Genomic DNA, 26168 nt, shown 5'->3' with positions numbered 1-26168 from the left:
GGGGGAGGGTTGGGGTGGGGGCACGCGGCGCTTCCACTGGGCGCCCTGCCCGCCCCCATCCCAACCTTCCCCCAGAGGGGGAAGGAGCAAGACCCTCAGACTGGCGTCAGGACACCACGCCCCGCGAAATGCCCTTCGGCATTCGCAAGGAAATGGTCGACCGATTTCTGCGTCGCCTCCGGCGACCAGCCCGCCATGTGCGGCGTGAGCAGCACGTTGTCCAGGCCGATCAGCGGCTCGGGGCGCTTCGGCTCGCTTTCGTAGACGTCCAGGCCCGCCCCGGCGATGCGGTTCTCGCGCAGCGCCGCAGCCAGCGCCTCGGTGTCGACCACGCTGCCGCGGCCGATGCTGACCAGGAAACCTTGCGGCCCGAGCGCATCGAGCACCTCGGCATTCACCAGGTGGCGCGTGGCCGGCCCGCCGGGCGCGGCGAGCACCAGGAAGTCGGCCCAGGTGGCGAGCGACTTCAGGTCGTCGAAGTAGCGCTGCGTTGCGCCTTCGCGCGGCTTGCGGTTGTGATAGCCGACCTCCATGTCGAACGCGGCGGCGCGCTTGGATATCTTCTGGCCGATGGTGCCGAGGCCGAGGATGCCGAGCTTCTTGCCCGACACGTTCGGCGGCTGCGGAATGGCCTCGCGCCACACACCCTCGCGGCACAGCCGGTCGAGCTGGCGAAACCCGCGAACGATGCTGATCAGCAGGCCGAAGGCGTGGTCGGCCACGCAGTCGTCATTGGTGCCGGCGCCGTTGGCCGTGACGATGCCGCGCGCCCGGGTCACGTCGAGCGGCACGCCTTCGTAGCCCGCGCCCATGCAGCAGACGAGCTCGAGCGCCGGCATGGCCGCGATTTCCTCGGGCGTGATGCCGATCACGCCGATGGTCAGCACCGCGCGAAATTTCTTGCCGTGCTCGGCAACGGCCGCCGCACGCGCGGCAGGGTCGAAGGCGTAGGTCACGTCGTAGACCTCGGCAATCTGGGCCTGGTGGGCACTCGAGAGGCTGTTGAGCACCAGCAGGGGAATCTTGGTCGGCACGTCTGAACTCCTGGATCGATGAAAGTAAGGGTGAATGGATGATCGGGCTACATCAGTGGTGTGGCTTCGCTCTTCTGCAAAGCCCACATCTGCGCATAGCGGCCCTGCCTGGCCAGCAACTCGGCATGCGTGCCGCGCTCGACGATCACGCCCGCTTCGAGCACCAGGATCTCATGCGCATCGACCACCGTCGAGAGGCGGTGCGCAATGACCAGCGTGGTCTTGTCCTGCGCCGCGCTCTTGAGCTCGGACTGGATGGCGCGCTCGTTGGCCGAATCGAGCGCCGAGGTGGCCTCGTCGAAGATCACGATCGGCGGGTTCTTGAGCAGCGTGCGCGCAATGGCCACGCGCTGCTTTTCTCCGCCCGACAGCTTGAGGCCGCGCTCGCCCACGGTGGTTTCATAGCCCCTGGGCGTGGCGGCGATGAAGTCGTGGATGCGAGCGGCGCGCGCGGCGTTCTCCACCTCTTCGCGCGTGGCACCGGGGCGGCCGTAGGCGATGTTGTATTCGACCGTGTCGTTGAACAGCACCGTGTCCTGCGGCACGATGCCGATGGCGCGGCGCACGCTCGACTGCTGCACCTCGCGGATATCTTGTCCGCCGATGGTGATTCGGCCCTGCTGCACGTCGTAGAAGCGGTAGAGCAGGCGCGCGAGCGTGGACTTGCCCGAGCCCGAGGGGCCGACTACCGCCACGGTCTTGCCGGCGGGAATTTCGAAGCTCACGTGCTTCAAGATGGGGCGGTCGGGCTCGTAGGCAAAGCTGACATCCTCGAAGCGGATGGTGGAGTCTACGCCGCTGCCCTCACCCCTGCCCTCTCCCGGAGGGAGAGGGAGCAAAGACAGAGGCTGCGCGCCAGGCGCGTCGCGCACCTCGCGCTCTTTTTCCATCAGCACGAACATCTTGTCCAGGTCGGTCAGGCTCTGCTTGATTTCGCGGTAGATCACGCCCAGGAAATTGAGCGGAATGTAGAGCTGGATCATGAAGGCGTTGACCATCACCAGGTCGCCCAGCGTCATGCGCCCTTCGACCACGCCCGAGGTGGCGCGCCACAGCATCAGCACCAGGCTGGTTGCGATGATCAGCTGCTGGCCGGTGTTGAGCATGCTCAGCGTGCGCTGGCTCTTGATGGCAGCCTTGCGGTAGCGGTCCAGGCTGGCGTCGTAGCGCTTGGCCTCGAACTCCTCGTTGTTGAAGTACTTGACGGTTTCGTAGTTCAGCAGCGAATCGACCGCGCGGCTCTGGGCCATGGAGTCGAGCTCGTTCATGGTCTTGCGGAACTGGGTGCGCCACTCGGTCACCGTGACCGTGAAGGTGATGTACAGCACCAGCGCCGCGCCGGTAATCCAGACAAAGAGCGAATCGAACTTCACGCCCAGAATGGTGAGCACCAGCACCAGTTCGATGATGGTCGGCACGATGCTGTAGAGCGACATCGAGATGAGCGAGTGCACGCCGCGCGTGCCGCGCTCGATGTCGCGCGTCATGCCGCCGGTCTGGCGCTCGAGGTGAAAGCGCAGGCTGAGCGAATGCAGGTGGCCGAACACCTCCAGGGCAATCTGCCGGGCCGTGCCTTCGGTGGCCTTGGCGAAGATCAGCTCGCGCAGTTCGCCGAAGAGCGCAGTCGAGAACCGCAGCAGCCCGTAGGCCAGCAGAAGGCCGATGGGCACGATCAGGAGCGCCTGCGCCATGTCCGGCTTGGGCGTCATCGTGTCGATGAGGTTCTTGAGCAGCACCGGCACGCCCACGTTGGCCACCTTGGCGCCCACCATGAAGGCGAGCGCGGCGATCACCCGCCACTTGTACTGCCAGAGGTAGGGAAAAAGCCGGCGCAGCGTGGCCCAGTCGGAGCGGTCGCTGCGCGCCGGGGGGTGCCCGGCGACGGGATGGGAGGATGGAGGTAGGGCTTCGCCGCTGCGGCGCATGAGGGACAATCGTGGTTGCTTGTTCTGCCTCAGATTGTGCCCATGTCCGATACTTCCAGCACCGACGCTGCCGCCACCCTCAAAAGCCTGCCCACCGACATGGAGCTGGTGCTCAAGGTCATTCCCATGCCGGCGGACTGCAACGCCAATGGCGACATCTTCGGCGGCTGGGTCATGGCGCAGTGCGACCTGGCCGGCTCGGTCATTCCGGCGCGATACGCCAAGGGCCGGCAGGCCACGGTGGCGGTGAACGAGTTCATCTTCAAGCAGCCGGTTCGGCTGGGCGACATTCTCTCGTTCTATTCGAAGCTGGTGCGCATCGGGCGCACCTCGGTCACGGTAACCGTCGAGGTGTTTGCCGAGCGCTTCCGGGCGCAGGGCGAGTACATCAAGGTGACGCAGGCCACGTTCACCTACGTGGCCATCGACGACAACGGCCGCCCTCGCCCGATCGAAAAGTAATCGGCGCAGGGGGCCGAGCGTCCTCAGACCTTCGAAAAATCCGGCTTGCGCTTTTCCATGAAGGCGCCGAAGGCCTCGCGCGCGGCCGGTTCCCGCAGCATGCGGCCGAAGCTCGCGCCCTCTTCGTCCATGCGCTCGAGCACGGCGGGCATCTGCGCCTTTTTCAGCAGGCGCTTGGTCTCGACCAGCGCGCTCAGTGGCTTGGCCGCGAGCTTGCGAGCCTGCACTTGGGCAATGGCATTGGCTTCGGTCGGCGGCACGATGCGGTTGACCAGGCCCACTTCGAGCGCGGCCTCGGCCATGAAGGGCTCGCCCAGCAGCAGCGCCTCGGCGGCGCGGTGGTAGCCCAGCATCTGCGGCACCAGCAGGCTCGAGGCCGCCTCTGGACATAGGCCCAGGTTCACGAAAGGCATCGAGAAAGCCGCGTTGTCACCGGCGTAGACGAGGTCGCAATGGAACAGCATGGTGGTGCCGATGCCCACGGCCGGGCCGCAGACGGCGGCGACAACCGGCTTGGGAAAGGTGGCGATGCCGCGCAGGAAGCGGAACACGGGCGATTCCTTGCCGGCGGGCGGAGCGTTCAGGAAGTCTCCGATGTCGTTGCCGGCGCTGAAGATGGTCGGGTCGCCCTGGATCAGCACGCAGCGCACGGCCGCGTCGCTCTCGGCCGTGGCCAGTGCATCGGCCAGCACGGCATACATGCCGCTGGTGATGGAGTTTTTCTTGTCGACGCGGTTGAAGGTAACGGTCATCACACCGGCTTCGGTGTGGACGAGGATGTCGCTCATGGGAATGGTCCTTGAATAAAAACGGGTGGCGCCAAGCTCAGGCGTCGAGGGCTTCTCGCACAAAATCCAGGCGGTCCTGACCCCAGAACATCTGGTCGCCGACAAACATGGTGGGCGCGCCGAACACGCCGCGCTCCACGGCTTCTTGCGTAACGGCTTTCAGGCGGTCTTTCACCTCCTGCGAACCGGCCAGCGCGAGCAAGGCGGTGGCGTCGAAGCCCGCATTTTGAAGCACGGCGCCGACGGCGGCCGGGTCATTCATGTTCTTGGGTTCGACCCACATGGCGTGGAAGATGGCGTCGACGTAGGCGCCAAAGCGTTCCGGCTCTTTCATCTGGATGCCTGTGGCACCGCGCATGAGCAGCAGTGTGTTGATGGGAAAGTGCGGGTTGTGCACAAAGGGTACGCCGTAGCGCCTGGCAAAGCGCTGCAGGTCAATGGTCATGTACGGTGCCTTGGGCACCACTTCGGCCGGAGACCGGTTGCCGGTGGCCTGGAACACGCCGCCCAGGAGCATGGGTTTCCAGACGAGTTCGGCGCCGGTGTCGGCGCAGACGTGCGGCAGCTGGGTGGCGGCCAGGTAGGCCGCGGGGCTGCCGAAGTCGAAATAGAAATCTACGGACTTTTTCATTGACGTCTCCTTTGGGGGGCGCTTGTTCAGGGCTTTTGTTCTTGGGTTGTTGTTCTGGGCGTTTTGTTCGGGGCGTGTTGTTCAGGGCGTTTTGTTCAGGGCGTGTGCCCAGGCCACCGGGTACTCCCCTCCGCGAATGTCCCCCGGGGCTGCGCCCCTCCTCCTTTATTTCGCTGCGGGGAGCACCCGATGCCCTGTGCACTGGGGCACGCTGCTGGTGTATCGCTGATCAACGACTGCTCTTTGCAACGCACCCGCTGGCGGGGTGCCTTGCGCAGCGAAATAAAGGAGGAGGCCGCAGGCCGGGGGACATTCGCGGAGAAAGGTACCCCGTCGGCGGGTGCGCGCCCTGAATGAGGCATCGAACGCACGACGCAACAAACCAACATCTCAGAACTTCTCCGACCACGGCCGCAGATCAAGCTCATGCGTCCACGCATCGCGCGGCTGCGAATGCAGCATCCAATAACTGTCGGCAATGTGCTCGGGGTTCAGGATGCCGTCGCTTTCCTTCAGCGCGTAACGCTCGGGGAAATTGCTGCGGATGAACTCCGTGTCGATCGCGCCGTCGACCACCACGTGCGCGACGTGAATGCCCTGCGGCCCGAGCTCGCGGGCCATCGACTGGGCCAGCGCCCGCAACGCCATCTTCGCGCCCGAGAAAGCACCGAAGTTTGCAGCGCCTCGCAGCGATGCGGTGGCCCCTGTGAAGATGATCGTGCCGCGATGCCCGCCTTTCGGGAGTTCGCGCGTCACCATGCGCTTTGCAACCTCGCGCCCGTTGAGAAAGCCCGAGAAGCAGGCCATCTCCCATACCTTGAAATACTTGCGCGCAGTTTCGGTGAGGATGCTCTCCGGCACGTTGGCACCGATGTTGAACACCATCACCTCGATCGGGCCGATGGTCGATTCGATCTGTTCGACCAGCGCGACCACTTCTTCTTCCTTGCGCGCATCGCAGCCGAACGCATGGGCGCGGCCGCCGTCGGCTTCGATCTGCGCGACCAGGGGCTGCAGCTTGTCGAGGCTGCGGCGGGTCACGCAGGCGGCATAGCCTTCGCGAGCGAAGCGGCGGGCAATGGCACCGCCGGTGGCGTCGCCGGCGCCGATGATGAGTGCGGTCTTTTGCATGGGCGTTCTCTCGCTATTCCTTGTAGTAGACGATCTGGTTCGACGTGGCGAGCAGCACGCCCTTCTCGCTCCACAGATGCGCCGCCTGGTCGAAAAAGCCGTTGAAGAACTGCTGCCCCACCGCACGGCCCAGCAGGTAGCCTGAGCCGACCTCCGCCAGTTGCTCCGGCCCGGCATGGAAGTAGGTGGTGATCGACACCGTGCCCGCCGGCACATGCTTGGCGCGGCGCAGCCACACGCGCGGATAGAACATGTCGCTCATTGCGGCGAGCGAGCAGAAGTCGAGCGGTCGCTCTTCTGCGTCGCGCAGCCAGAGCCGGCTTTCGCTGTGCTGAAGGCCGCCGTCCCACTTCGCGGGAATGCCGCCGCTGATGGGGCGCATCTCGTAGCGGTCCAGCCACGCCACGCCGGCCGGGCCGATGCTGAAGCGCTTGACCGCCTCTGGCGGCGGCGCCTCGGGCATGGGCATGTCGCTTTCGCCCCAGGTTTCGCGCCGTGCGGCCGTGACCACCGTGGCCGTGGTCGTCATGTTCGGCGCGCCGTTCGCTCCCGGCTGGGTGATCTGCACCGTCCAGTGTTGCGTCGACCGGTTGGTGCGCACCGGCGTGGCCTGCACGTCGAACGGGCCGGCCTCGAGCGCCGCCGCAAAGTTGACGGTCAACGCGAGCGGCGTGCCCAGCAGGTCCGGGTGCCGCAGCACCGACTGCAGCGCAATGGCCGCCGTGGCGCCGCCGAAGGGCCCGACCATGTTCCAGTAGTCGGGGCTGGTGGCGCCGGTGAAATGACCGGCGCGGATGTCGCTGTGCTCAAGCGCCAGGGCTTTGTCGAAGGGATGCGTACTCATGGTGATTTGCAGTGTGCCTCCGATGCGTGGCGTTATGCAGTCGTGTGCGGGACGCCGGGTTGCTGCACCGCGGTAAGTGCGGCCAGACGGTGCAGCTTGTCGATGGTGCTCGGCCAGAGGCTGCTCTTGAACTGTTCGCGGAAAAAGCCGAAGTGGCCGATGCGCCGCGCCTGCACGTCGGCGGGTGCAATGCGTTCCACGGCACGCGGCGCGCCCGCATAGAAGCTCACCAGGCTCTCGGTGCCGGCCAGCGTCATGAGTTCGTCGTCCGTCATCGACAATGCGAGCACCGGAAAGCGCACGCGCCCGTAGCTCTGCAAGGCGCTCTCTCCTTCGGCGCCCACGCTGTAGCGCGGATGAAGGCACCAGCGGCGCCATTGCAGGATGACCCCGCGCGGCAGGTCGCCCACCTTCTTGAGCTTGCGGCCCGGAAAGTAGCCGCACAGCCGCGTGACCAGCGGCACCAGCACAAACCAGAAATAGAGAATGCTGCGCTTGAGCTTCGGCGCGTTCTCGCGCCAGTAGCCGCTGCCCGCGGCGATGCTGACCAGGCCGTCTACCTGCTCCGGCCGCTGCAAAAATCCCGGCAGCTGGGCGCCGAGACTGTGGCCGAGAAGATAGAGCGGCTGTCCGGGCAGCGCGGTTTTTGCGGCGTCGATCACCGCCTCGTAGTCGCGCGCCCAATCAAACAGATCAGCCTCGAAGCCGCGCAGCGAGGCGCCATTGCGCGAATCGCCTGAGCCACGATAGTCGAAGGTCCACACCTGCAGGCCCTGCTGCGAGAGCCACTCTGCGAAAGGTTCGTAGAAAGACTGCCGCACGCCCATGGCACCGCCGATGACGATGCTGGCACGCGGTGGGCCGAGGGGCTCGTAGCGGCGCACCGCCACTTGCACGCCACCGTCGACCGATAGTTGTTGTGCCTGCATCGTTGTCTCCTTGTTTCGTTGACCAATCACCGCCCCGCGGCGTAGCGAGCGGGATGAGATGCAAGGCGCGGGTGGCGGGAAACCGGAGCGACCTTCAGGGTCGTGAGGATTTCCCGACGGGCCCCGCAACGCCGCAGATCGCCCGCGCAGTAGCCGCCTACACGCGCTCGAAGATGCCGGCTGCGCCCTGCCCCATCCCTACGCACATCGTGACCATGCCGTACTTCAGGTTCTCACGGCGCAGCGCATGCACCACGGTGGCCGCGCGAATCGCGCCGGTCGCGCCGAGCGGATGGCCCAGCGCGATCGCACCGCCCATCGGATTGACCTTGCTCGGATCGAGCCCCAGCGTGTTGATCACCGCGAGCGACTGCGCAGCGAAAGCTTCATTCAGTTCGAACCAGTCGATGTCCTCGTGCTTGAGGCCTGCGTAGCGCAGCGCCGCCGGAATCGCCTCGATCGGCCCGATGCCCATGATGTGCGGCGGCACGCCCTTGCTTGCAAAGCTCACGAAGCGCGCGAGCGGCGTGAGGCCGTACTGCTTCACGGCCTTCTCGCTGGCCAGGATGAGGGCACCTGCGCCGTCGGAAGTCTGCGAGCTGTTGCCCGCCGTGACGGTGCCGCGCGCGGCGAATACGGTGCGCAGCTTGGCCAGGCCTTCAAGGCTGGTGTCGGGGCGGGCGCCTTCGTCGAGGTTCACGGTGCGGGTTTTCGCAATCGATTCGCCGGTCTCGAGGTTCGGCGCGCGGTCGGTCACTTCGATGGGCGTGATCTCGTCCGCGAACTTGCCGGCCTTCTGCGCGGCCAGTGCCTTCTGGTGCGAGGCGAGCGCGAATTCGTCCTGCGCCTCTCGGCTCACCTTCCACTGCTGCGCAACCTTCTCTGCCGTCAGGCCCATGCCGTAGGCAATGCCCACGTCGCCTTCACGCTCGAAGATGGAGGGCGACAGCGACGGCGAGTTGCCCATCATCGGCACCATGCTCATGCTCTCGACACCGGCGGCAATCATCACGTCCGCCTCGCCCACGCGGATGCGGTCGGCTGCCATCTGCACGGCAGAGAGGCCTGAAGCGCAGAACCGGTTCACGGTAATGCCGCCGATGCTGGTGGGAAGGCCCGCCAGCACGGCGCCGATGCGCGCGACGTTCAGGCCCTGCTGCGATTCGGGAATCGCGCAGCCGCAGATGATGTCTTCGATGGCCTTGGGGTCGAGGCCGGGCACCGCGGCGAGTGCGGCTTTGAGCGTGGTCGCGAGCAGATCGTCGGGCCGGTAATTGCGGAAGTAGCCGCGATGCGACTTGCCGATGGGAGTGCGGGTGGCGGAGACGATGTAGGCGTCTTGGATTTGTTTCATGGATAGCTCCTGGATTTGGCTCCTTCCCCCTCTGGGGGAAGGTTGGGATGGGGGCAAGCGGCCGTCAATTCATCAAGTCGATTGATGACCGCCTGCAGCACCCCTTCAAAATTGACAAACGGATCGTTCGACCCGAAGCGCAAGACCTCAAAACCTTGGGCGCGCAGGAAAGCATCGCGTCGCCCGTCGTAGCCTTCTTGTATCTGATGCTGCGATCCGTCGAGCTCGACAATCAGTTTCGGTTCGAGACAGGCGAAGTCGGCGATGTAGTTCCCGAGCGGATGCTGCCGGCGAAACTTCACTCCCAATTGCTCGCTGCGCAGACCGCTCCAGAGCTTTCGTTCGGAGTCGGTCATCTCGCGCCGAAGAGCGCGAGCATTCTTTTGCGCGGTGGGAGTGGATTGGTTTTGCATAGGCCGGTGCCCCCATCCCGGCCTTCCCCCAGAGGGGGAAGGAGGAAGAGGAAACCTCGTCAGTTCCGCACCGGCTTCCCCGTGCTCAGCATCCCCATGATCCGCTCCTGCGTCTTCGGATGCACGATCAGCGAGCAGAACGCCTTGCGTTCCAGCGCCATCAGGTATTCCTCCGTCACCAGCGAGCCCGCGTCCACGTCGCCGCCAGTCACCACGTTCGCGATCAGGCTGGCAATGTGGAAGTCGTGCGCGCTGATGAAGCCGCCGTCGCGCATGTTCACGAGTTGGCCCTTGATCGTCGCGGCGCCGCTTCGGCCCGCCACGCGGAAGGTGCGGCGCAGTGGCGGGCGGTAGCCGGCGTCGGCCATTGCCTTCGCCTGCTGCAGCGCTACGTAAAGCAGCTCGTCCTTGTTCGGCACGATCACGTCGCTGTCGAGCAGAAAGCCGAGCTTCTTCGAATCGAGCGCGCCCGTGCCCACCTTGGCCATCGCCGCGGCGGTGAAGCCTTCGGTCAGGAACGGCAGGAGGTCGGTGCCCGTCGAGGCCGAAGCGTTCTCGGCCGCACGGCGCGCGATGTAGGTCAGGCCGCCCGCACCGGGGATCAGGCCCACGCCCACTTCGACCAGGCCGATATAGCTTTCCATCGCCGCGACGCGTTTCGACGAATAAACGGCCAGCTCGCAGCCACCGCCCAGCGCCATGCCGCGCACGGCGGAGACCACCGGCACGTTGGCGTATCGGATCTTGAGCATCACGTTCTGCAGCTCTTCCTCCGCGCCCTCGACCGCGCCGATGCCTGCGACCACGAAGGCCGGCAGCATTGCCTGCAGGTCGGCGCCGACCGAGAACATCTCGTCGGGCGACCAGATGACCAAGCCCTTGTATTCAGCCTCGGCCAAGTCGACTGCCGCGTCCAGCGCCTCGGCCACATCGGGGCTGATGGCGTGCATCTTCGAATGGATGCTGGCGATAAGCACTTCACCGTCGAGCGTCCACACGCGCACGTCGCCTTCGTCGCTGATCGTGGTGCCCGCGGTGTTGGCGTCGGCCGCGTTTGCGCCGAGCACGCTCTCGGGGAACAGCTGGCGGTCATGCACCGGCAGTTTGCGCTGCGGCACGAACTTGTTCTGCGATGCGCTCCAAGAACCTTCGGGCGTATGCACGCCGCCGGCTTTCGCCACCGGGCCTTCGAACACCCACTTGGGTAGCGGTGCCGTGCTCAGCGCCTTGCCGGCATCGATGTCTTCCTGCACCCACTTGGCAACCTGCGACCAGCCGGCTTCCTGCCAGAGCTCGAAGGGCCCCTGCTTCATGCCGAAGCCCCAGCGCATCGCAAAGTCGATGTCGCGCGCGCTCTCGGCAATGGTCTCCAGGTGCACGGCCGCATAGTGAAAGCTGTCGCGCAGGATGGCCCAGAGGAACTGACCCTGCGGCCCTTCGCTCTCGCGCAAGAGCTTCAGGCGCTCGCCCGCGGGCTTCTTGAGCATGCGGCCATACACCTCGTCGGCCTTGGCGCCTGCGGGCACATACTCGCCGCTCTGGAGGTCGAAGCGCAGGATGTCGCGGCCGGCCTTCTTGAAAAAACCGGCCTTCGTCTTCTGGCCCAGGTTGCCAAGCTCGAGCAGCTTGGCGAGTACCGGCGGCGTCGAGAAGTTGGCGTAGAACGGATCGCTTTTCTCGTCGAGGTTGTCCTGCAGCGTCTTGACGACGTGGGCCATGGTGTCCAGCCCCACCACGTCGGCAGTGCGAAAGGTGCCCGAACTCGCGCGGCCCAGCTTCTTGCCCGTGAGGTCGTCCACCACGTCGGGCGTGAGGCCGAATTTTTCCACTTCCTTCAGCGTGGCCAGCATGCCGGCAATGCCGACCCGGTTGGCGATGAAGTTGGGCGTGTCGTGCGCGCGCACCACGCCCTTGCCGAGCGTGCTGGTCACAAAGGCCTCGAGGTCGTCGAGCACCTTCGCTTCGGTGGTGGGCGTGTTGATCAGCTCCACCAGGAACATGTAGCGCGGCGGGTTGAAGAAGTGAATGCCGCAAAAGTGCGGCTTCAGGGCTTCAGGGAGCGCTTCGCTCAGCTTGGTGATCGAAAGGCCCGACGTATTCGAGGCCAGGATCGAATGCTTGGCGACGTGCGGCGCGATCTTCTTGTAGAGGTCGAGCTTCCAGTCCATGCGCTCGGCAATGGCCTCGATGATGAGGTCGCACTCGCCGAGCTTGGCCAGGTCGTCTTCATAGTTGGCCTGCTCGATGAGCATCGCATCGGCCACGTCGCCGAGCGGCGCGGGCTTGAGTTTCTTGAGGTTGTCGATGGCGCGCGTGACGATGCCGTTCTTCGCTGCACCTTGGGCGACAGCTCCGGTCGCGTCCTTTGCCGGCAGGTCGAACAGCACCACGGGCACGCGCACGTTGACGAGGTGCGCGGCAATCTGCGCACCCATCACGCCTGCGCCGAGCACGGCGACCTTCTTCACTTGAAATCGGGACATGTTGATTGGTATTTCTTGAATTGAAAACGCGGCGGATTACTGGACACGGTTCCAGGTCTGGGTGCGCCAGAACGGGCCCAGGTAGCCGCGCACTTCGAGCTTCTTGCCGCCATCGACAGGCGTGAAGCTCGCGCGGTATTCCTTGCCGTTCTCGGGATCGAGGATTTTTCCGCCTTCCCAGACGTCCTTGCCCTCGGCCTTCTTGCCGCCGCGAATGATTTCGAGGCCCGCAATGGGCTTGCCCTTGCGGTCGTCGGTGCATTCGTCGCAGATCGCGTCGGGCTTCGTGTCTTTTCGGAGCGACTTCTCGATGCGGCCGATGAGCGCGCCGTTCGCCTCGCCGATGCGGATCTCGGCCTTGGCTTCGCCCGTCTTGTCGTCGACGTTGCGCCACAAGCCCACGGGGGTGCTCTGCGCCATGGCTGTGGCAGAAATGGCAGCAAGGACGATGGCTGCAAGCGTCGTTTTCATGAGCGGCTCCGATTGAACGATGTCGGCGTAGAGGGGCGGCCTCAGGCCAGCGCCGCTTCCGTGTCCATCAGCACCTTGCTGCCGGCGCGCGCCGTGCGCATCAGCGTTGCCGTCTCGGGGAACAGCTTGGCAAAGTAGAAGCGTGCCGTCTGCAGCTTGGCCACATAGAACGGGTCGGTGTTGCCGGCGGCAATCTGGCGCAGCGCCATCTGTGCCATGCGTGCGAACAGGTAGCCGAACACGAAGTGGCCGGCCACGCGCAGGTAGTCCACTGCGGCGGCGCCCACTTCGTCGGGGTTCTGGAAACCCTTGAAGCCGATCTCGGTCGTGAACTTGGTGAGCTGGTCGCCGAGGCCCGCAATCGGGTTGATGAACTCGGCCATCTTCTCGTTCACGCCTTCTTCTTCGACCAGCCTGGCGACAAGCTTGCCGAACTTCTTGAGCGAAGCGCCGTTGTTGCCCAGCACCTTGCGGCCCAGCAGGTCCAGCGACTGGATGGTGTTGGTGCCTTCATAGATCATGTTGATGCGGTTGTCCCGCACGAACTGCTCCATGCCCCATTCCTTGATGAAGCCGTGGCCGCCGAACACCTGCATGCAGGCGTTGGTCGCGATGTGGCCGTTGTCGGTGATGAAGGCCTTAACGATGGGCGTGAGCAGCGCCACCAGTTCGCCGGAGTCCTTGCGCACCTTCTCGTCGGGATGGTTGTGCTCCTTATCGAGCAGCAGCGTGCAGAAGATCTGCAGCGCGCGGCCGCCTTCGGCGTAAGCCTTGGCGGTGAGGAGCATCTTGCGCACGTCGGGGTGCACGATGATCGGGTCGGCTTCCTTGTCCTTGGCCTTCACGCCGGAGAGCGAGCGCATCTGCGTGCGGTCTTTTGCATAGGCCAGTGCGTTCTGGTAGGCCACTTCGGTCAGGCCCAGCGACTGGTTGCCCACGCCCAGGCGCGCGGCGTTCATCATCACGAACATGGCCTGCAGGCCCTTGTTGGGCTCGCCCACCAGCGAACCGGTGGCGCCTTCGATCACGATCTGCGCGGTGGCGTTGCCGTGAATGCCCATCTTGTGCTCCAGGCCGGCGCAGAAGATCGGGTTGCGCTCGCCGAGCGAACCGTCGGCCTTGACCTTGTACTTGGGCACCACGAACAGGCTGATGCCCTTGCTGCCCTTGGGCGCATCGGGCAGGCGGGCCAGCACCAGGTGAATGATGTTGTCGGCCATGTCGTGCTCGCCGGCCGAGATGAAGATCTTGCTGCCCGTGATGCGATAGCTGCCGTCCGGCTGCGGCTCGGCCTTGGTGCGGAGCAGGCCCAGGTCGGTTCCGCAATGCGGCTCGGTCAGGCACATGGTGCCGGTCCATTCGCCGCTCGTGAGCTTGGGCAGGTAGGTCTTCTTCTGCTCTTCGGTGCCATGGGCCACGAGGGCTTCGTACGCCCCGTGCGAAAGGCCGGGGTACATGGTCCAGGCCTGGTTGGCGCTGTTGAGCATTTCGAAAAGGCACTGGTTCACCACGAACGGCAGCCCCTGGCCGCCGAAGGCCGGGTCGCACGACAGCGCGGGCCAGCCGCCTTCGACGTACTTGGCGTAGGCGTCCTTGAAGCCCTTGGGGGTTTTCACTTCGTGCGTGGTCTTGTCGAGCGTGCAGCCCTCTTCGTCGCCGCTGATGTTGAGCGGGAAGGTGACTTCGGCGGCGAACTTGCCGGCCTCTTCGATCACCGCGTTGATGGTGTCGGCATCGGTCTCGGCATGAGCCGGAAGCGCCTTGAGTTCATCGGCGACATTGAGCACTTCGTGCAAAACGAACTGCATGTCGCGTACGGGCGGGTTGTAGGTAGGCATCCGGGACTCTCCTGGTCGAAACTGAGATGAAAAGAAAAAAGGGGGGAACGAGAAAAAGAACGGGTCGCTCAGCGCACGGGCTTGAGCCGGCGGCTGGCGGGTTTGGCCGCCGCGGGTTCCGCAGCAGGCGGCGGTGCATCGGGCGTGGCGCTGCGCGCAAGGATGTTGTCGAAGCCGACGTTCGCGCGGCCAATGGAGCCGGGCACCTGCAGAAAGCGTGCTTCGTAGTGCAGCGCGAGAATCAGGCCGTGGATTTCGAAGGCGACCTGCCGCTCGTCGGCGTCGGCGCGCAAATGGCCTTCGCTCTTCGATTGCACGATGGCGCGCAAAACGGCTGCCTGCCAGATGCTGACCGACTCCACGAGTGCATCGCGCACCGGGCCGGGACGGTCGTCGAATTCGGAGGCGCCGCTGATGTAGATGCAGCCCGAGTCGATCTCGGCCGAGGTGCGCTTCATCCAGTTGGCGAACATGGCGCGCAGGCGGGGCAGGCCGCGCGGTGCATCGAGGGCCGGAAAGAAAACCTCTTGCTCGAAGCGTGCGTGATACTCGCGCACCACCGAGATCTGCAGTTCCTCGCGCGAGCCGAAGTGGGCGAATACGCCCGACTTGCTCATCTTGGTGATTTCGGCCACGGCGCCGATCGACAGGCCTTCGAGCCCGATCTGCGCAGCCAGCGCCAGCGCCGCGTCAACGATGACGGCTTTGGTCTGCTGGCCCTTCTGGGCCGCGCGGACCGGCTTGGCGGGAACGGCATTGACAGACATCGTGGAAGCTCCGAATAAAACGAACGGTCGTTCTATTTTGCAGGGGCTTTCTGCTTTTCGATGTCAATGCCCTTCCGCGGTTGAAGGTTAATCGATGGGACGGGGGCCGTCACCGGCCCCGCCCCGATCAGAACTCCTGCGCAACCGGCCGCAGCACCACCTCATTGATGTCCACGTCCGCGGGCTGCTCCACCGCATAGACCACGGCGCGGGCCACGGAGTCGGCCGGGATCTGGTTGGCCTCGTAGAAGGCCTTCACGCCGGCTGCGCTCTCGGCATCGGTGCTGCCGAACTTAAGCTCCGAATCCACCGCACCCGGCGACACGATGGTCACGCGCACGCCGCTGTTGCCCATTTCCACCCGCAGGCCTTCGGAGATGGCGCGCACGGCGTGCTTGGTTGCGCTGTACACGGTGCCGATGGGCGTGAACACCTTCAGCCCCGCGATGGACGCGACATTGACGATGTGGCCGCTGCCCTGCGCCTGCATGCGCGGCAGCACCGCGGCAATGCCGTAGAGCACGCCCTTGATGTTGACGTCGATGGTGCGGTCCCACTCGTCGACCTTGAGCTTGTCGATGGGCGACAGCGGCATCACGCCCGCGTTGTTGACCAGCACGTCGATGCGGCCGAAGGCTTCGACGGTGGCGGCTGCGAGCTTTTCCAGGTCGGCGCGCTGGGCCACGTCGGTGGCAACGGCAATGGCTTCGCCGCCGGCCTCGCGAATTTCGGCGACCACCTTGTCGAGCCGGTCGGTGCGGCGCGCCGCGAGCACCACCTTGGCGCCGCGCGCGGCCAGGTGGCGCGCGGTCGATTCGCCGAGCCCGCTGCTCGCGCCGGTGACGATGGCGACCTTGCCGCGGATGTTGTCTTGAACGGATGTCATGGAAGTTCCTTTCGGGTGTGTTGAAGAACAAGAAGTGCATGCAGTGTCGAAAATCCACGCGTTCCCGTAAATGAAACTCTTGCGACTTCAGAATTCCCGAAAGTGGAATACTCTGACTTTTGAAGTTTTTTTGAAGGCACCACCATGGCCAACCGCCTCGAAGCCCTGCGCGTGTTCTGCACCGCCGCGGATGCCGCCAACTTCCGGGAGGCTGCCGTGCGCCTGTCCGTATCGCCCCAGGTGGTGACCCGTGCGGTGCGCGAGCTCGAAGAAGAACTGGGCGAGCCGCTGTTCCACCGCAGCACGCGCGGCGTGCAGCTCACCGATTTCGGCCGGCAGCTAGCCGAGCGCGCCCGCGTGGCGGTGGGCGGCGTCGACGAGCTGTTCCATCAGATCGACCGGCGCACGCTCTCCCGCCACGCGGGCACGGTGCGGGTCACGGCGCCGCACATGTATGCGCGGCTCATTCCGCAGGCGCTCGCTCCGCTGCTGGCAGCGCACCCTGGGCTGGTGCTCGACCTGCGCTTGTCGGAGCAGCATGCCGATGTGGTCGACGAGCAGATCGACATCGGCATCCGCGTAGGCCCGATGCGCGACGCGCGCTTTGTTGCGCGCACCGTTGGGAAGATGCCGCTGCATGTGGTGGCGGCGCCGGCGCTCATCGAAAGGGTCGGCACGCCGCAGAACCTCGATGCGCTTTCGGCACTGCCGCTCACCGCGCTGATCGACCTGAGCTCGGGCCGCCCCTGGCCGTGGGCGTTCAGCAAGCGACGAGTCGTCACGGTGACGTCACCAGCCTTCGTGACCGACGACATCGATGCCGAATGTGCCGCCGTGCTGGCCGGCGTGGGCTTCGGGCAGCTCATTGCGCCGCTGGCCGAACCGTGGCTGCAAACGGGCGCGCTGGAGGCCGTGCTGGAAGCCGATGCACCGGAGCCATGGCCGATCAACGTCTACCGCCCGCAGCGTGCGCCGGTGCCGGCGCGCGTGCGGCTGGTGTATGACGAGCTGGTTCGCGTGCTGCGCTGAGCGTGCCAGGCAGCGCAAATAAAAAAGGCGCGGCGGGCCTCCGCCCACCACGCCGTTTCTTGCGTGCGTGTTTGCCTAGAGCTTGAAAGGCACCACTTCCTGGCGCTGCTCGCCCAGCCCTTCGATGCCGAGCGTCATCACGTCGCCCTTCTTCAGGTAGAGCGGCGGCTTCATGCCCAAGCCCACGCCGGGCGGCGTGCCGGTGGTGATGACGTCGCCGGGCAGGAGCGTCATGAACTGGCTCAGGTAGCTCACGATCTTGGCAATGCTGAAGATCATGGTCTTGGTGCTGCCGGTCTGCATGCGCTTGCCGTTGAGGTCGAGCCACATCGACAGCTTTTGCGGGTTGGACACTTCGTCGCGCGTTACGAGCCAGGGGCCGATGGGGCCGAAGGTGTCGCAGCCCTTGCCCTTGTCCCAGGTGCCGCCGCGTTCGATCTGGAACTCGCGCTCGCTCACGTCGTTGATGGTGCAGTAGCCGGCCACGAAGTTGAGCGCGTCCTTTTGCGAGACATAGCGCGCACGCGTGCCGATGACCACGCCAAGCTCCACTTCCCAGTCGCTCTTGACCGAGTTCTTGGGCAGCATGACCGGATCGTTCGGCCCCTGGATACAGCTGGTCGCCTTCATGAAGACCACCGGTTCCGCGGGGATCGGCAGGCCCGATTCGGCCGCGTGGTCGGCGTAGTTCAGGCCAATGGCAATGAACTTGCCGACGTTGGCCACGGGGCTGCCGAAGCGCGGCTTGCCCCTGACCAGCGGCAGCTTGTCGACCTTCTGCTTGCGCAGCTTGGCAATGGCGGCGTCGCCGAGTTGCTCGGGCCCGATGTCCTTGACCACCGCGCTCAGGTCGCGCAGGCGGCCTTCGTCGTCGATGAGGCCGGGCTTTTCCTTGCCGGGGTTGCCATAGCGAACGAGTTTCATGTTGTCCTTTCTTGGGGGAGACTGTTGTCTGTCTATCTAGTAAGTGGATCGGCCGCCGGAGAGATCGAACACGGCGCCGGTGGAAAACGAGCAGTCTTCGGTGCAGAGCCAGCCGACCATCGCAGCCACCTCTTCCACCGTGCCGAAGCGGCCCATCGGAATCTTGGAAAGCATGAACGCGATGTGCTCCGGTGTCATCTGGTCGAAGATGGCGGTCTTTACTGCCGCGGGCGTTACGCAGTTGACGCGAATGCCGGTGTCGGCCAGCTCCTTGCCCAGCGACTTGGTGAGCGCAATGACGGCGGCCTTGCTGGCACTGTAAGCGCTGGCGTTGGGGTTGCCCTCCTTGCCCGCCACCGAGGCGATGTTGACGATGCGGCCGTAGCCCTGCTTGCGCATTTGCGCTACCACTTCGCGGCAGCAGAGAAAGACGCCGTTGATGTTGACTTCCATCACCTGCCGCCAATCGTCGACCGGATAGTCCCAGAGCTTGGTGTTGGGGCCGGTGATGCCGGCGCTGTTGACCAGCGCATCGATGCGCGGCGATTGCGCCAGCGTGGCCGCGACGGCGGCTGCTACCGAAGGCTGCTGCGCCACATCGACCTTCACCGCGAAAGCCTTGGGCCCGAGCGCAGCAGCAGCCTTGTGTGCCGCGGCCTCGTCGCGATCCCACAGCGTGACGCTGCCGCCCGATGCGATCAGCCGCTCGGCAATGCCGTAGCCCAGCCCCGCCGCACCGCCGGTCACCACGGCGTGGCGGCCGGCGAAGTCGAGCTGGTTCATATGGTGATGCCGCCGTCTACCGTGAAGGCCTGGCCTGTTGCAAACACCGATTCGTCGCTGGCCAGGAACACAACCACGGGCGCGATTTCTTCTGCCTGGGCGAGCCGTCCCATGGGCTGGCGGGCGATGAAGGCCTTGCGCGCGGCGTCCGGGTCTTCATTGGCGTTGATGCGCTCGCCGAGCGAAGGCGTATCGACAGTGCCGGGGCACACGGCGTTGCAGCGGATGCCGCGCGCCACGAAGTCCGCTGCCACGCTCTTGGTGAGGCCGAGCACCGCGGCCTTGGTGGTGCCGTAGACGAATCGGTTGGGCAGCCCCTTCATGCTCGAGCACACGCTTGCCATGTTGATGATGCTGCCGCTTCCTGCGGCCAGCATGCCGGGCAGCGCGGCCTGGATGGTCCAGAACTGCGCGCGCACGTTCAGGTTGAAGGCAAACTCCAGGTCCTTGTCGGAAGCGTCGAGGGCGGTGCCGTTGTGCACCACGCCCGCGCAGTTGAAGAGCACGTCGAGCGCGGGAAGACTCTTGAAGAAGGCGCCGATGGCGTCCTTGTCGAGCACGTCGAGCCTGGCCGTGCGAACGTTGGCCACGCCGGCGTAGCGCTCGAGCAGCTTCTCGTTCACGTCGGTTGCCCAGACCTGTGCGCCTTCGGCCGCCATGGCGAGCACGCTCGCATGGCCAATGCCTTGTCCGGCTGCCGTCACGAGCACGGTCTTGCCCTTGAGTCTCATGCATGTCTCCTTGAAAGATGGGAACCGGCCGTTCAGGGTTTGGCCTGATGGCAATGGCGCGGTGCGGATCGTATTCTGAATTGGCCTTACCACTTGTCCAATTCAGGACAACCCTTAACAACAAGCCCCTCGTGCCGCTACAGACCGTCGAACCCCAGCGCTTGTACCGCCAGATTGCCGACCAGCTCCGCGGGCTGATCGGCCAGGGCGAGTTCGCGGTCGGCGCGCGGCTGCCGGCCGAACGAGACCTGGCCAAGCAGCTCGGCGTGAGCCGGCCTTCGGTGCGCGAGGCGCTGATTGCGCTCGAAGTCGAAGGCTGGGTCGAGGTTCGCACGGGTTCGGGCGTGTATGTGCTCGACCGCTCGCATCGCGCAAGCAAGCCGGTGGCGCCCACGGAGTGGGGGCCGCTCGAGTTGATTCGCGCGCGACGCGTGATCGAGGGCGAAACCGCCGCCATCGCGGCCACCATCGGCAAGCGCAAGGACATCGACGCCATGAGCCGCGCCATCGAGCTGATGCGCGAACTGGCCGACCGCGAAGTGCTGCCGCTGGACGGCGACCGCGCATTCCACGTGGCCATCGTCTCGGCCAGCGGCAATACCGTGCTGGTGGAAACGGTGCAGAGCTTCTGGGACTCGCGCAACGGCCCGATCTTCACGCGCCTGGGCGGCTACTTCGAAACGGTGCCCTCCTGGCGCTCGGCCATTGCAGAGCACGAGGCGATTCGCGACGCGGTGGCCGCGCACGACGCCGAGGGCGCGCGGGTCGCGATGCATATCCACATGGACAACTCCCACCAGAGATTCAGCGCGAGCTGGCGCCGCGCAAAAACTTCCTGAATCGCCAGCAGCATTTTCTTTCAGCCACTACAACGGAGACAAACCGATGAACAGCAGCAAACGCAACACCCTGAAAGCCATCGCCGCCTGCACCCTGGCAGCCACGGCGCTGGGCACCGCCGGCATGGCCGGCGCGCAAACCAAGCTCAAGTGGGCGCACGTGTATGAAACCTCGGAGCCGTTCCACAAGTATTCCGTGTGGGCCGCCGAAGAGATCAAGAAGCGCACCAACGGCAAGTACGACATCCAGGTGTTCCCGGCGTCCAGCCTGGGCAAGGAAGCAGACATCAACCAGGGCATGACGCTCGGCACGGTCGATATCGTGCTGACCGGCGCGAGCTTTGCGGGCAACACCTACAAGCCGCTGGCGGTGACCTACTTTCCGTTCATCTTCCGCGACGCGGAGCATCTGCTGAAGTATGCCAAGAGCGATGTGTTCAAGGAGCTTGCCAAGGGCTACGACGACAAGAGCGGCAACCACATCACGGCGCTCAACTACTACGGCGCGCGGCACGTTACCTCGAGCGCGGCCAAGCCGGTGACCAAGCCCGAGGACATGAAGGGCCTGAAGATCCGCGTGCCTGACGCGCCGGCCTACCTGGCCTTCCCGAAGGCGCTGGGCGCCAACGCCACGCCCATCGCCTTTGCGGAGGTCTACCTCGCACTGCAGAACAACACGGTCGATGCGCAGGAAAACCCGCTGCCGACCATCGAGGCCAAGAAGTTCTTCGAGGTGCAGAAGAACATCTCGCTCACGGGCCACATCGTCGACTCGCTGCTGACGGTGACCTCCGGCCAGCTGTGGGGCAAGCTTTCGGCCGACGAGAAGAAGATCTTCACCGAGGTGATGCAGGAAGCCGCTGAAAAGACGGGCCGCGACATCATCGCTTCGGAAGCCCGCCTGGTTGAGGAGTTCAAGAAGAAGGGCAACAACGTGATCACGGTGGACAAGGCCGCGTTCCGCGAAGCCGTGCTGAAGAACACCAAGCCCACGGACCACGGCTATCGCCAGCAGGACTACGACCGCATCACGGCAATCAAGTAGCACCCCCGAAGCGGCTCACTTCGTGTAGCCGCCTCCCCCTCTAGGGGGCGGCACCTGCGGCCCGGCAAAGCCGGTTCCGCGGTGCCTCCCGAACGGGCTTGGCTTCGCTTGCCGCTGGAGATTGCATTGACTGACGACAAGAAAATCATTGACGACGAGGGCCACTTCCACGCGGAAGACGAGGCCGTCGACCTTTCCCACACCATCGCCGAAGGCTGGATCTCGCTCGCGATCTTCTGGATGCTCGGGCTCACGGTGTTCTACCAGTTCGTCACGCGCTATGTGATGAACGACTCGGCCGCGTGGACCGAGGAAGTGGCGCGCTACATGCTGATTGCGGTGGTCTTCATCGGCGCCGCCATCGGTGTCGCGAAGAACAACCAAATCCAGGTCGACTTCTTCTACCGCCACATGCCGGCGGCCATGGGCCGATGGATGTCCCGCGCGGTCGACGTGCTGCGCACCGCATTCTTCGTTGCGGCCGTGATCATGACCGTGCAGATGATGCTGAAGATCGGCAACAACACGCGCATGACCATCGTCGACGCGCCCATGAACATCGTCTACGCGCTGTGCCTGTTCGGCTTCATCGCGATGACCTGGCGCTCCATACAGGTGGCACGCATTCACTGGAAGCGCGGCTACAGCGTGCTCGAACGTCCCGAATCCACCCTGGCCGACCACTGAGCCCGACGAGAACACTGCATGCTCAAAATATTCTTCCTGATCTTCATGGCGGGCGGCATTCCGGTGGCCGTGGCCATGGCCGGCGCCTCGCTGGCCTACATCCTCGTGAGCGGCAGCCTGCCGCCATTCGTCGTCATCCACCGCATGGTGAGCGGCATCGACAGCTTTCCGCTGCTGGCGGTGCCCTTCTTCATCCTGGCCGGCAACCTGATGAACAACGCGGGCATCACCACCCGCATCTACAACTTCGCGCTGGCGCTGGTGGGTTGGCTCAAAGGGGGCCTGGGCCATGTGAACGTGCTCGGTTCGGTGATCTTTGCCGGCATGAGCGGCACCGCCATTGCCGATGCGGCGGGCCTGGGCACCATCGAGATCAAGGCGATGAAGGAGCACGGCTACTCGACCGAGTTCGCGGTGGGCGTGACCGCGGCTTCGGCCACGCTGGGCCCGATCATTCCGCCGAGCCTGCCGTTCGTGATCTACGGGATGATGGCCAACGTGTCGGTAGGTGCGCTGTTCCTCGCGGGCATCCTGCCGGGCGCGTTGCTGGGCATTCTGATGATGCTCACCGTGGCGTACTTTGCCCATCGCAACGGCTGGGGCGGCGACGTCAAGTTCTCGAGCACGCGCTTCTTCAAGGCCATGTGCGAGTTGGCCGTGGTGGTCGGCTGGCCTCTCCTGATCTGGCTCCTGGTTTCGAAGCTGGGCACGCCGCCGCAGCTCACCGTATTTGCGGGCCTGGCCTCGCTCTTCGTGCTCGACAGGATCTTCAAGTTCGAGGCGCTGCTGCCGATCATGACGCCGGTGCTGCTGATCGGCGGCATGAGCACGGGCCTTTTCACGCCCACAGAGGGCGCGATTGCCGCCTGCGTATGGGCCATGATCCTGGGCTTTGCCTGGTACAAGACGCTCTCGTGGAAGATGTTCGTCAAGGTGTGCCTCGACACCATCGAGACCACGTCGACCGTACTGTTCATCGTGGCGGCCGCCTCGATCTTCGGCTGGATGCTCACCGCTACCGGCGTGACCACCGACATCGCCAGCTGGGTGCTGGGCTTCACCAAGGAAGCCTGGGTGTTCCTGCTGCTGGCCAACCTGCTGATGCTGTTCGTGGGCTGCTTCCTGGAGCCCACCGCCGCCATCACCATTTTGGTTCCCATCCTGCTGCCGATTGCCACACAGCTGGGCGTCGACCCGATCCACTTCGGCCTGGTGATGGTGCTGAACTTGATGATCGGCCTGCTGCATCCGCCGATGGGCATGGTGCTGTTCGTGCTGGCGCGCGTGGCGGGCCTGAGCTTCGAGCGCACGACGATGGCGATCCTGCCGTGGCTCATTCCGCTGCTGCTGGCCTTATTCGTGATTACCTATGTGCCTTCATTGGTACTGTGGTTGCCCAAAATGTTCTTCTGACCCACACAACACGAGTTCCACGATGAATCCCTTCATTCGCCTGCATCCGGCCGACGATGTCGTGATCGCGCGCAGCCAGCTGGTCGGCGGCGCCAAGGTCGAAGACTTCGCCGTGCGCGGCCTCATTCCTGCCGGCCACAAGGTGGCCACGCACGCCATTGCCGCGGGTGAGCCGGTGCGCCGCTACAACCAGATCATCGGCTTTGCGAGCAAGCCCATTGCGGCCGGCGAGCATGTGCACACGCACAACCTCGACATGGGCCCGGACAAGGGCGACTTCGAACGCGATTACGCCTTCGGAGCCGACGTGAAGCCGGCACCTGCAAAGCGCGAGGCTACCTTCATGGGCATCAAGCGGGCGGACGGCCGCGTGGCCACGCGCAACTACATCGGCGTGCTGACGAGCGTGAACTGCTCGGCCACCGCGGCGCGCGCCATTGCGGACCACTTTTCGCGCAAGACAAATCCGGCTGCGCTGGCGGACTACCCGAACGTCGACGGCATCGTGGCGCTCACGCACGGCACGGGTTGCGGCATGGACACGCAAGGCATGGGCATGCAGATCCTGGAGCGCACGCTCACGGGCTACGCCACCCACCCCAACTTTGCGGGCGTGCTGGTGGTGGGCCTGGGCTGCGAGGCGAACCAGATCAATGCGTGGCTCGCAACGGGCCACCTGGCCGAGGGCGAGAACTTCCGCACCTTCAACATCCAGGACACCGGCGGCACGCGCAAGACGGTCGAGAAGGGCATTGCGCTCATCAACGAGATGCTGCCGCGCGCCAACGCAGTGAAGCGCGAACCGTGCAGCGCCGCGCACATCACCATCGGCCTGCAGTGCGGCGGCTCCGACGGCTATTCGGGCATCAGCGCCAACCCGGCTCTGGGTGCGGCGGTCGACCTGCTGGTCGCGCATGGCGGCACGGCCATCCTCAGCGAAACGCCTGAGGTCTATGGCGCCGAGCACCTGCTCACGCGCCGCGCGGTGCGGCGCGAGGTCGGCCAGAAGCTGGTGGACCGCATCAAGTGGTGGGAGCACTACACCGAGATCAACGAAGGCGAGATGAACAACAACCCCTCGCCGGGCAACAAGGCGGGCGGCCTCACGACGATTCTCGAGAAGTCGCTCGGCGCGGTGGCCAAGGGCGGCACCAGCAACCTCGAGGCGGTGTACGAATATGCCGAACCAGTGACGGCACATGGCTTCGTCTACATGGACACCCCGGGCTACGACCCCGTGAGCGCCACCGGGCAGGTAGCCGGCGGCGCCAACATCATCTGCTTCACGACGGGGCGCGGCTCGGCGTATGGCTGCGCGCCCTCTCCTTCGCTCAAGCTCGCGACCAACTCGGCGCTCTGGCAGCGGCAGGAAGAGGACATGGACATCAACTGCGGCGAGATCGTGGATGGCAGCAGTTCGATCCAGGAGATGGGCCAGCGCATCTTCGAGCTGGTGCTGGCCACCGCGTCCGGCGAACCGTCGAAGAGCGAGAAACATGGCTACGGCCAGAACGAATTTGTGCCGTGGCAAGTCGGCGCCGTGATGTAGCTCGCCCCCAGGCTACGCGCACTTCGTGTCGCTTCTCCCTCCCCCTACCGGGGGCAACACCAGCGGCCCGGCAAAGCCGGTTCCGCGGTGTTTCACGAACGGGCCTTGCTGCGCGGCCCTTGATCAAACCCATGGAGTCAACTGATGCCCAAGACCCTTCCCGCCGCTACGTTGAGATCGCAATGCGCGCAGATCCTGACTGCTGCCGGCAGCACACCGGCCGAGGCCGAACAGGTGGCCGCCAACCTGGTGCTCGCCAACTTGAGCGGCCATGATTCGCATGGCGTGGGCATGTTGCCGCGCTATGTCGATGCGGTGGCCGAAGGCGGGCTCGTGCCCAATGCATCGGTCAAGGTCAATGCCGACATCGGCACGATGCTCGCGCTCGACGGCCAGCATGGCTACGGCCAGATCGTGGGCGTGCAGGCGATGGAACTCGGCATCGCACGGGCAAAGCAGCACGGCAGCTGCATCTTCACGCTCGCGAATGCGCACCACCTGGGCCGTATCGGGCACTTTGCCGAAATGGCGACGGCTGAAGGCCTGGTGTCGATGCACTTCGTCAACGTGCTCTCGCGGCCCGTCGTGGCGCCGTGGGGCGGCGGTGACGGGCGCTTTGGCACCAATCCGTGCTGCATCGGCATTCCTCTGGCGGGGGCCGAGCCCTTTCTGCTCGACTTTGCGACCAGCCGCGTGGCCCAAGGAAAGATGCGCGTTGCGCACAACAAGGGCGAGCGTGTGCCCGACGGCTACCTGATCGACGAGCGCGGCGCGCCCACCAACGACCCGGGCGTGGTGGTGGTGCCGCAATCCAACGGCCTCTTCGGTGCGCTCATGACCTTCGGCGAGCACAAGGGCTACGGCATGGCCATGGCCTGCGAGTTGTTGGGCGGTGCACTCACAGGCGGCGGCACCTGGCACCGCCCGGCCGATACGGCGCGCACAGTGCTCAACGGCATGCTGACCATCCTGATCGATCCCGCGAAGCTGGGAACGCAGGAAAGCTTCGCGAAGGAAGCGACAGCCTTCGTCGACTGGCTGCGCCAGAGCCCACCGGGCGAAGGCTTCGACCAGGTGCAGATCGCGGGCGAACCCGAGCGCGCCGCACGTATGGCGCGCGAGCGCAGCGGCATCTGGCTGGACGATGCAACGTGGGGAGAAATCGTCGGGGCCGGCTCGAAGGTGGGCGTCGCAATCGCGTAGAAGGCTTCG

Annotated in this window: 25 protein-coding genes; 8 read left to right on the top strand and 17 right to left on the bottom strand. The window is 65.1% G+C overall.

All coding sequences use genetic code 11. The features are described from left to right. Positions 1–95: 95 nt before the first annotated feature. Positions 96–1034: a 2-hydroxyacid dehydrogenase gene (locus tag GOQ09_RS03810; RefSeq protein WP_157611957.1), complete on the bottom strand. Its 939-nt coding sequence runs from the start codon at positions 1032–1034 to the stop codon at positions 96–98. Positions 1035–1081: 47 nt separating this feature from the next. Next, positions 1082–2959 (bottom strand): ABCB family ABC transporter ATP-binding protein/permease, encoded by a 1878-nt coding sequence (locus GOQ09_RS03805; RefSeq protein ID WP_157616570.1) that lies wholly within the window; start codon positions 2957–2959, stop codon positions 1082–1084. Between the two features lie 42 nt (positions 2960–3001). On the opposite strand from GOQ09_RS03805, the gene GOQ09_RS03800 reads away from it, so the two are divergent. Then, positions 3002–3421 carry an acyl-CoA thioesterase gene (locus GOQ09_RS03800; protein ID WP_157611956.1) on the top strand — a complete coding sequence of 140 codons (420 nt, stop codon included), beginning with the start codon at positions 3002–3004 and terminating at the stop codon, positions 3419–3421. A gap of 23 nt (positions 3422–3444) precedes the next feature. Here the strand turns inward: GOQ09_RS03800 and GOQ09_RS03795 are convergent, their stop codons facing one another. From GOQ09_RS03795 to GOQ09_RS03740, 12 genes are all read right to left on the bottom strand, one after another. Continuing rightward, entirely contained in the window at positions 3445–4209 is a 765-nt protein-coding gene (locus tag GOQ09_RS03795; RefSeq protein WP_157611955.1) for an enoyl-CoA hydratase, read from the bottom strand. Positions 4210–4246: 37 nt separating this feature from the next. Then, positions 4247–4840, bottom strand: a complete 594-nt coding sequence (locus GOQ09_RS03790) for a 2-hydroxychromene-2-carboxylate isomerase (protein ID WP_157611954.1) — start codon at positions 4838–4840, stop codon at positions 4247–4249. A gap of 390 nt (positions 4841–5230) precedes the next feature. After that, positions 5231–5971 (bottom strand): SDR family oxidoreductase, encoded by a 741-nt coding sequence (locus tag GOQ09_RS03785; RefSeq protein WP_157611953.1) that lies wholly within the window; start codon positions 5969–5971, stop codon positions 5231–5233. Between the two features lie 13 nt (positions 5972–5984). Continuing rightward, on the bottom strand, positions 5985–6815 hold the full coding sequence (locus GOQ09_RS03780; protein WP_157611952.1) for an acyl-CoA thioesterase: 831 nt from the start codon (positions 6813–6815) through the stop codon (positions 5985–5987). A gap of 32 nt (positions 6816–6847) precedes the next feature. Next, complete coding sequence (locus GOQ09_RS03775; RefSeq protein ID WP_157611951.1) at positions 6848–7744, bottom strand: alpha/beta hydrolase family protein; 897 nt, start codon at positions 7742–7744, stop codon at positions 6848–6850. A 157-nt stretch (positions 7745–7901) separates the two neighbouring features. Then, the gene (locus GOQ09_RS03770; RefSeq protein ID WP_157611950.1) at positions 7902–9098 is read right to left on the bottom strand and encodes an acetyl-CoA C-acyltransferase; all 1197 of its coding nucleotides are present in this window, start codon (positions 9096–9098) and stop codon (positions 7902–7904) included. Continuing rightward, positions 9095–9454, bottom strand: a complete 360-nt coding sequence (locus tag GOQ09_RS03765) for an endonuclease domain-containing protein (RefSeq protein WP_242630981.1) — start codon at positions 9452–9454, stop codon at positions 9095–9097. The genes GOQ09_RS03770 and GOQ09_RS03765 overlap by 4 nt, the downstream gene beginning before the upstream one ends. Positions 9455–9570: 116 nt before the next feature. Further along, a complete protein-coding gene (locus GOQ09_RS03760; protein ID WP_157611948.1) occupies positions 9571–11994 on the bottom strand; it encodes a 3-hydroxyacyl-CoA dehydrogenase/enoyl-CoA hydratase family protein in 2424 nt (807 codons plus the stop codon). Between the two features lie 36 nt (positions 11995–12030). After that, positions 12031–12465 carry a DUF2147 domain-containing protein gene (locus GOQ09_RS03755; RefSeq protein ID WP_157611947.1) on the bottom strand — a complete coding sequence of 145 codons (435 nt, stop codon included), beginning with the start codon at positions 12463–12465 and terminating at the stop codon, positions 12031–12033. A 41-nt stretch (positions 12466–12506) separates the two neighbouring features. Continuing rightward, complete coding sequence (locus GOQ09_RS03750) at positions 12507–14303, bottom strand: acyl-CoA dehydrogenase C-terminal domain-containing protein (protein ID WP_157611946.1); 1797 nt, start codon at positions 14301–14303, stop codon at positions 12507–12509. Between the two features lie 68 nt (positions 14304–14371). Beyond that, positions 14372–15070 carry a TetR/AcrR family transcriptional regulator gene (locus tag GOQ09_RS03745; protein WP_157611945.1) on the bottom strand — a complete coding sequence of 233 codons (699 nt, stop codon included), beginning with the start codon at positions 15068–15070 and terminating at the stop codon, positions 14372–14374. A 127-nt stretch (positions 15071–15197) separates the two neighbouring features. Then, positions 15198–15956, bottom strand: a complete 759-nt coding sequence (locus tag GOQ09_RS03740; protein WP_157611944.1) for an SDR family oxidoreductase — start codon at positions 15954–15956, stop codon at positions 15198–15200. A gap of 144 nt (positions 15957–16100) precedes the next feature. Here GOQ09_RS03740 and GOQ09_RS03735 point away from each other — a divergent pair, with 144 nt between their 5' ends. Further along, on the top strand, positions 16101–16985 hold the full coding sequence (locus GOQ09_RS03735; RefSeq protein ID WP_157611943.1) for a LysR family transcriptional regulator: 885 nt from the start codon (positions 16101–16103) through the stop codon (positions 16983–16985). 75 nt (positions 16986–17060) lie between these two features. Here GOQ09_RS03735 and GOQ09_RS03730 read toward each other — a convergent pair whose 3' ends face one another. Genes GOQ09_RS03730 through GOQ09_RS03720 form a run of 3 tightly spaced genes read right to left on the bottom strand, consistent with a single transcriptional unit; the run spans position 17061 to position 19423 of the window. Beyond that, positions 17061–17909 carry a fumarylacetoacetate hydrolase family protein gene (locus GOQ09_RS03730; protein WP_157611942.1) on the bottom strand — a complete coding sequence of 283 codons (849 nt, stop codon included), beginning with the start codon at positions 17907–17909 and terminating at the stop codon, positions 17061–17063. A 36-nt stretch (positions 17910–17945) separates the two neighbouring features. Further along, positions 17946–18692 carry an SDR family NAD(P)-dependent oxidoreductase gene (locus GOQ09_RS03725; protein ID WP_157611941.1) on the bottom strand — a complete coding sequence of 249 codons (747 nt, stop codon included), beginning with the start codon at positions 18690–18692 and terminating at the stop codon, positions 17946–17948. Beyond that, a complete protein-coding gene (locus GOQ09_RS03720; RefSeq protein ID WP_157611940.1) occupies positions 18689–19423 on the bottom strand; it encodes an SDR family oxidoreductase in 735 nt (244 codons plus the stop codon). The genes GOQ09_RS03725 and GOQ09_RS03720 overlap by 4 nt, the downstream gene beginning before the upstream one ends. A gap of 131 nt (positions 19424–19554) precedes the next feature. Between GOQ09_RS03720 and GOQ09_RS03715 the strand changes: the two genes are divergently transcribed. The 6 genes from GOQ09_RS03715 (at position 19555) to GOQ09_RS03690 (ending at position 26159) form a co-directional block, all read left to right on the top strand. Further along, positions 19555–20262 (top strand): FadR/GntR family transcriptional regulator, encoded by a 708-nt coding sequence (locus GOQ09_RS03715; RefSeq protein ID WP_157611939.1) that lies wholly within the window; start codon positions 19555–19557, stop codon positions 20260–20262. A 46-nt stretch (positions 20263–20308) separates the two neighbouring features. Continuing rightward, the gene (locus tag GOQ09_RS03710; RefSeq protein ID WP_157611938.1) at positions 20309–21307 is read left to right on the top strand and encodes a sialic acid TRAP transporter substrate-binding protein SiaP; all 999 of its coding nucleotides are present in this window, start codon (positions 20309–20311) and stop codon (positions 21305–21307) included. A gap of 126 nt (positions 21308–21433) precedes the next feature. Continuing rightward, on the top strand, positions 21434–21994 hold the full coding sequence (locus tag GOQ09_RS03705; protein ID WP_157611937.1) for a TRAP transporter small permease: 561 nt from the start codon (positions 21434–21436) through the stop codon (positions 21992–21994). Positions 21995–22012: 18 nt separating this feature from the next. Continuing rightward, positions 22013–23407 carry a TRAP transporter large permease gene (locus GOQ09_RS03700; protein WP_157611936.1) on the top strand — a complete coding sequence of 465 codons (1395 nt, stop codon included), beginning with the start codon at positions 22013–22015 and terminating at the stop codon, positions 23405–23407. Between the two features lie 22 nt (positions 23408–23429). Next, a complete protein-coding gene (locus tag GOQ09_RS03695; RefSeq protein WP_157611935.1) occupies positions 23430–24956 on the top strand; it encodes a UxaA family hydrolase in 1527 nt (508 codons plus the stop codon). A 144-nt stretch (positions 24957–25100) separates the two neighbouring features. After that, the gene (locus GOQ09_RS03690) at positions 25101–26159 is read left to right on the top strand and encodes a malate/lactate/ureidoglycolate dehydrogenase (RefSeq protein ID WP_157611934.1); all 1059 of its coding nucleotides are present in this window, start codon (positions 25101–25103) and stop codon (positions 26157–26159) included. The last annotated feature ends 9 nt before the right edge of the window (positions 26160–26168 follow it).

Origin of the sequence: Variovorax paradoxus (assembly GCF_009755665.1) — a bacterium.
Lineage (GTDB): Bacteria > Pseudomonadota > Gammaproteobacteria > Burkholderiales > Burkholderiaceae_C > Variovorax > Variovorax paradoxus_G.
The sequence above is the reverse complement of the archived record's forward strand: the minus strand, read 5'-3'. Positions and strand labels throughout refer to the sequence as shown.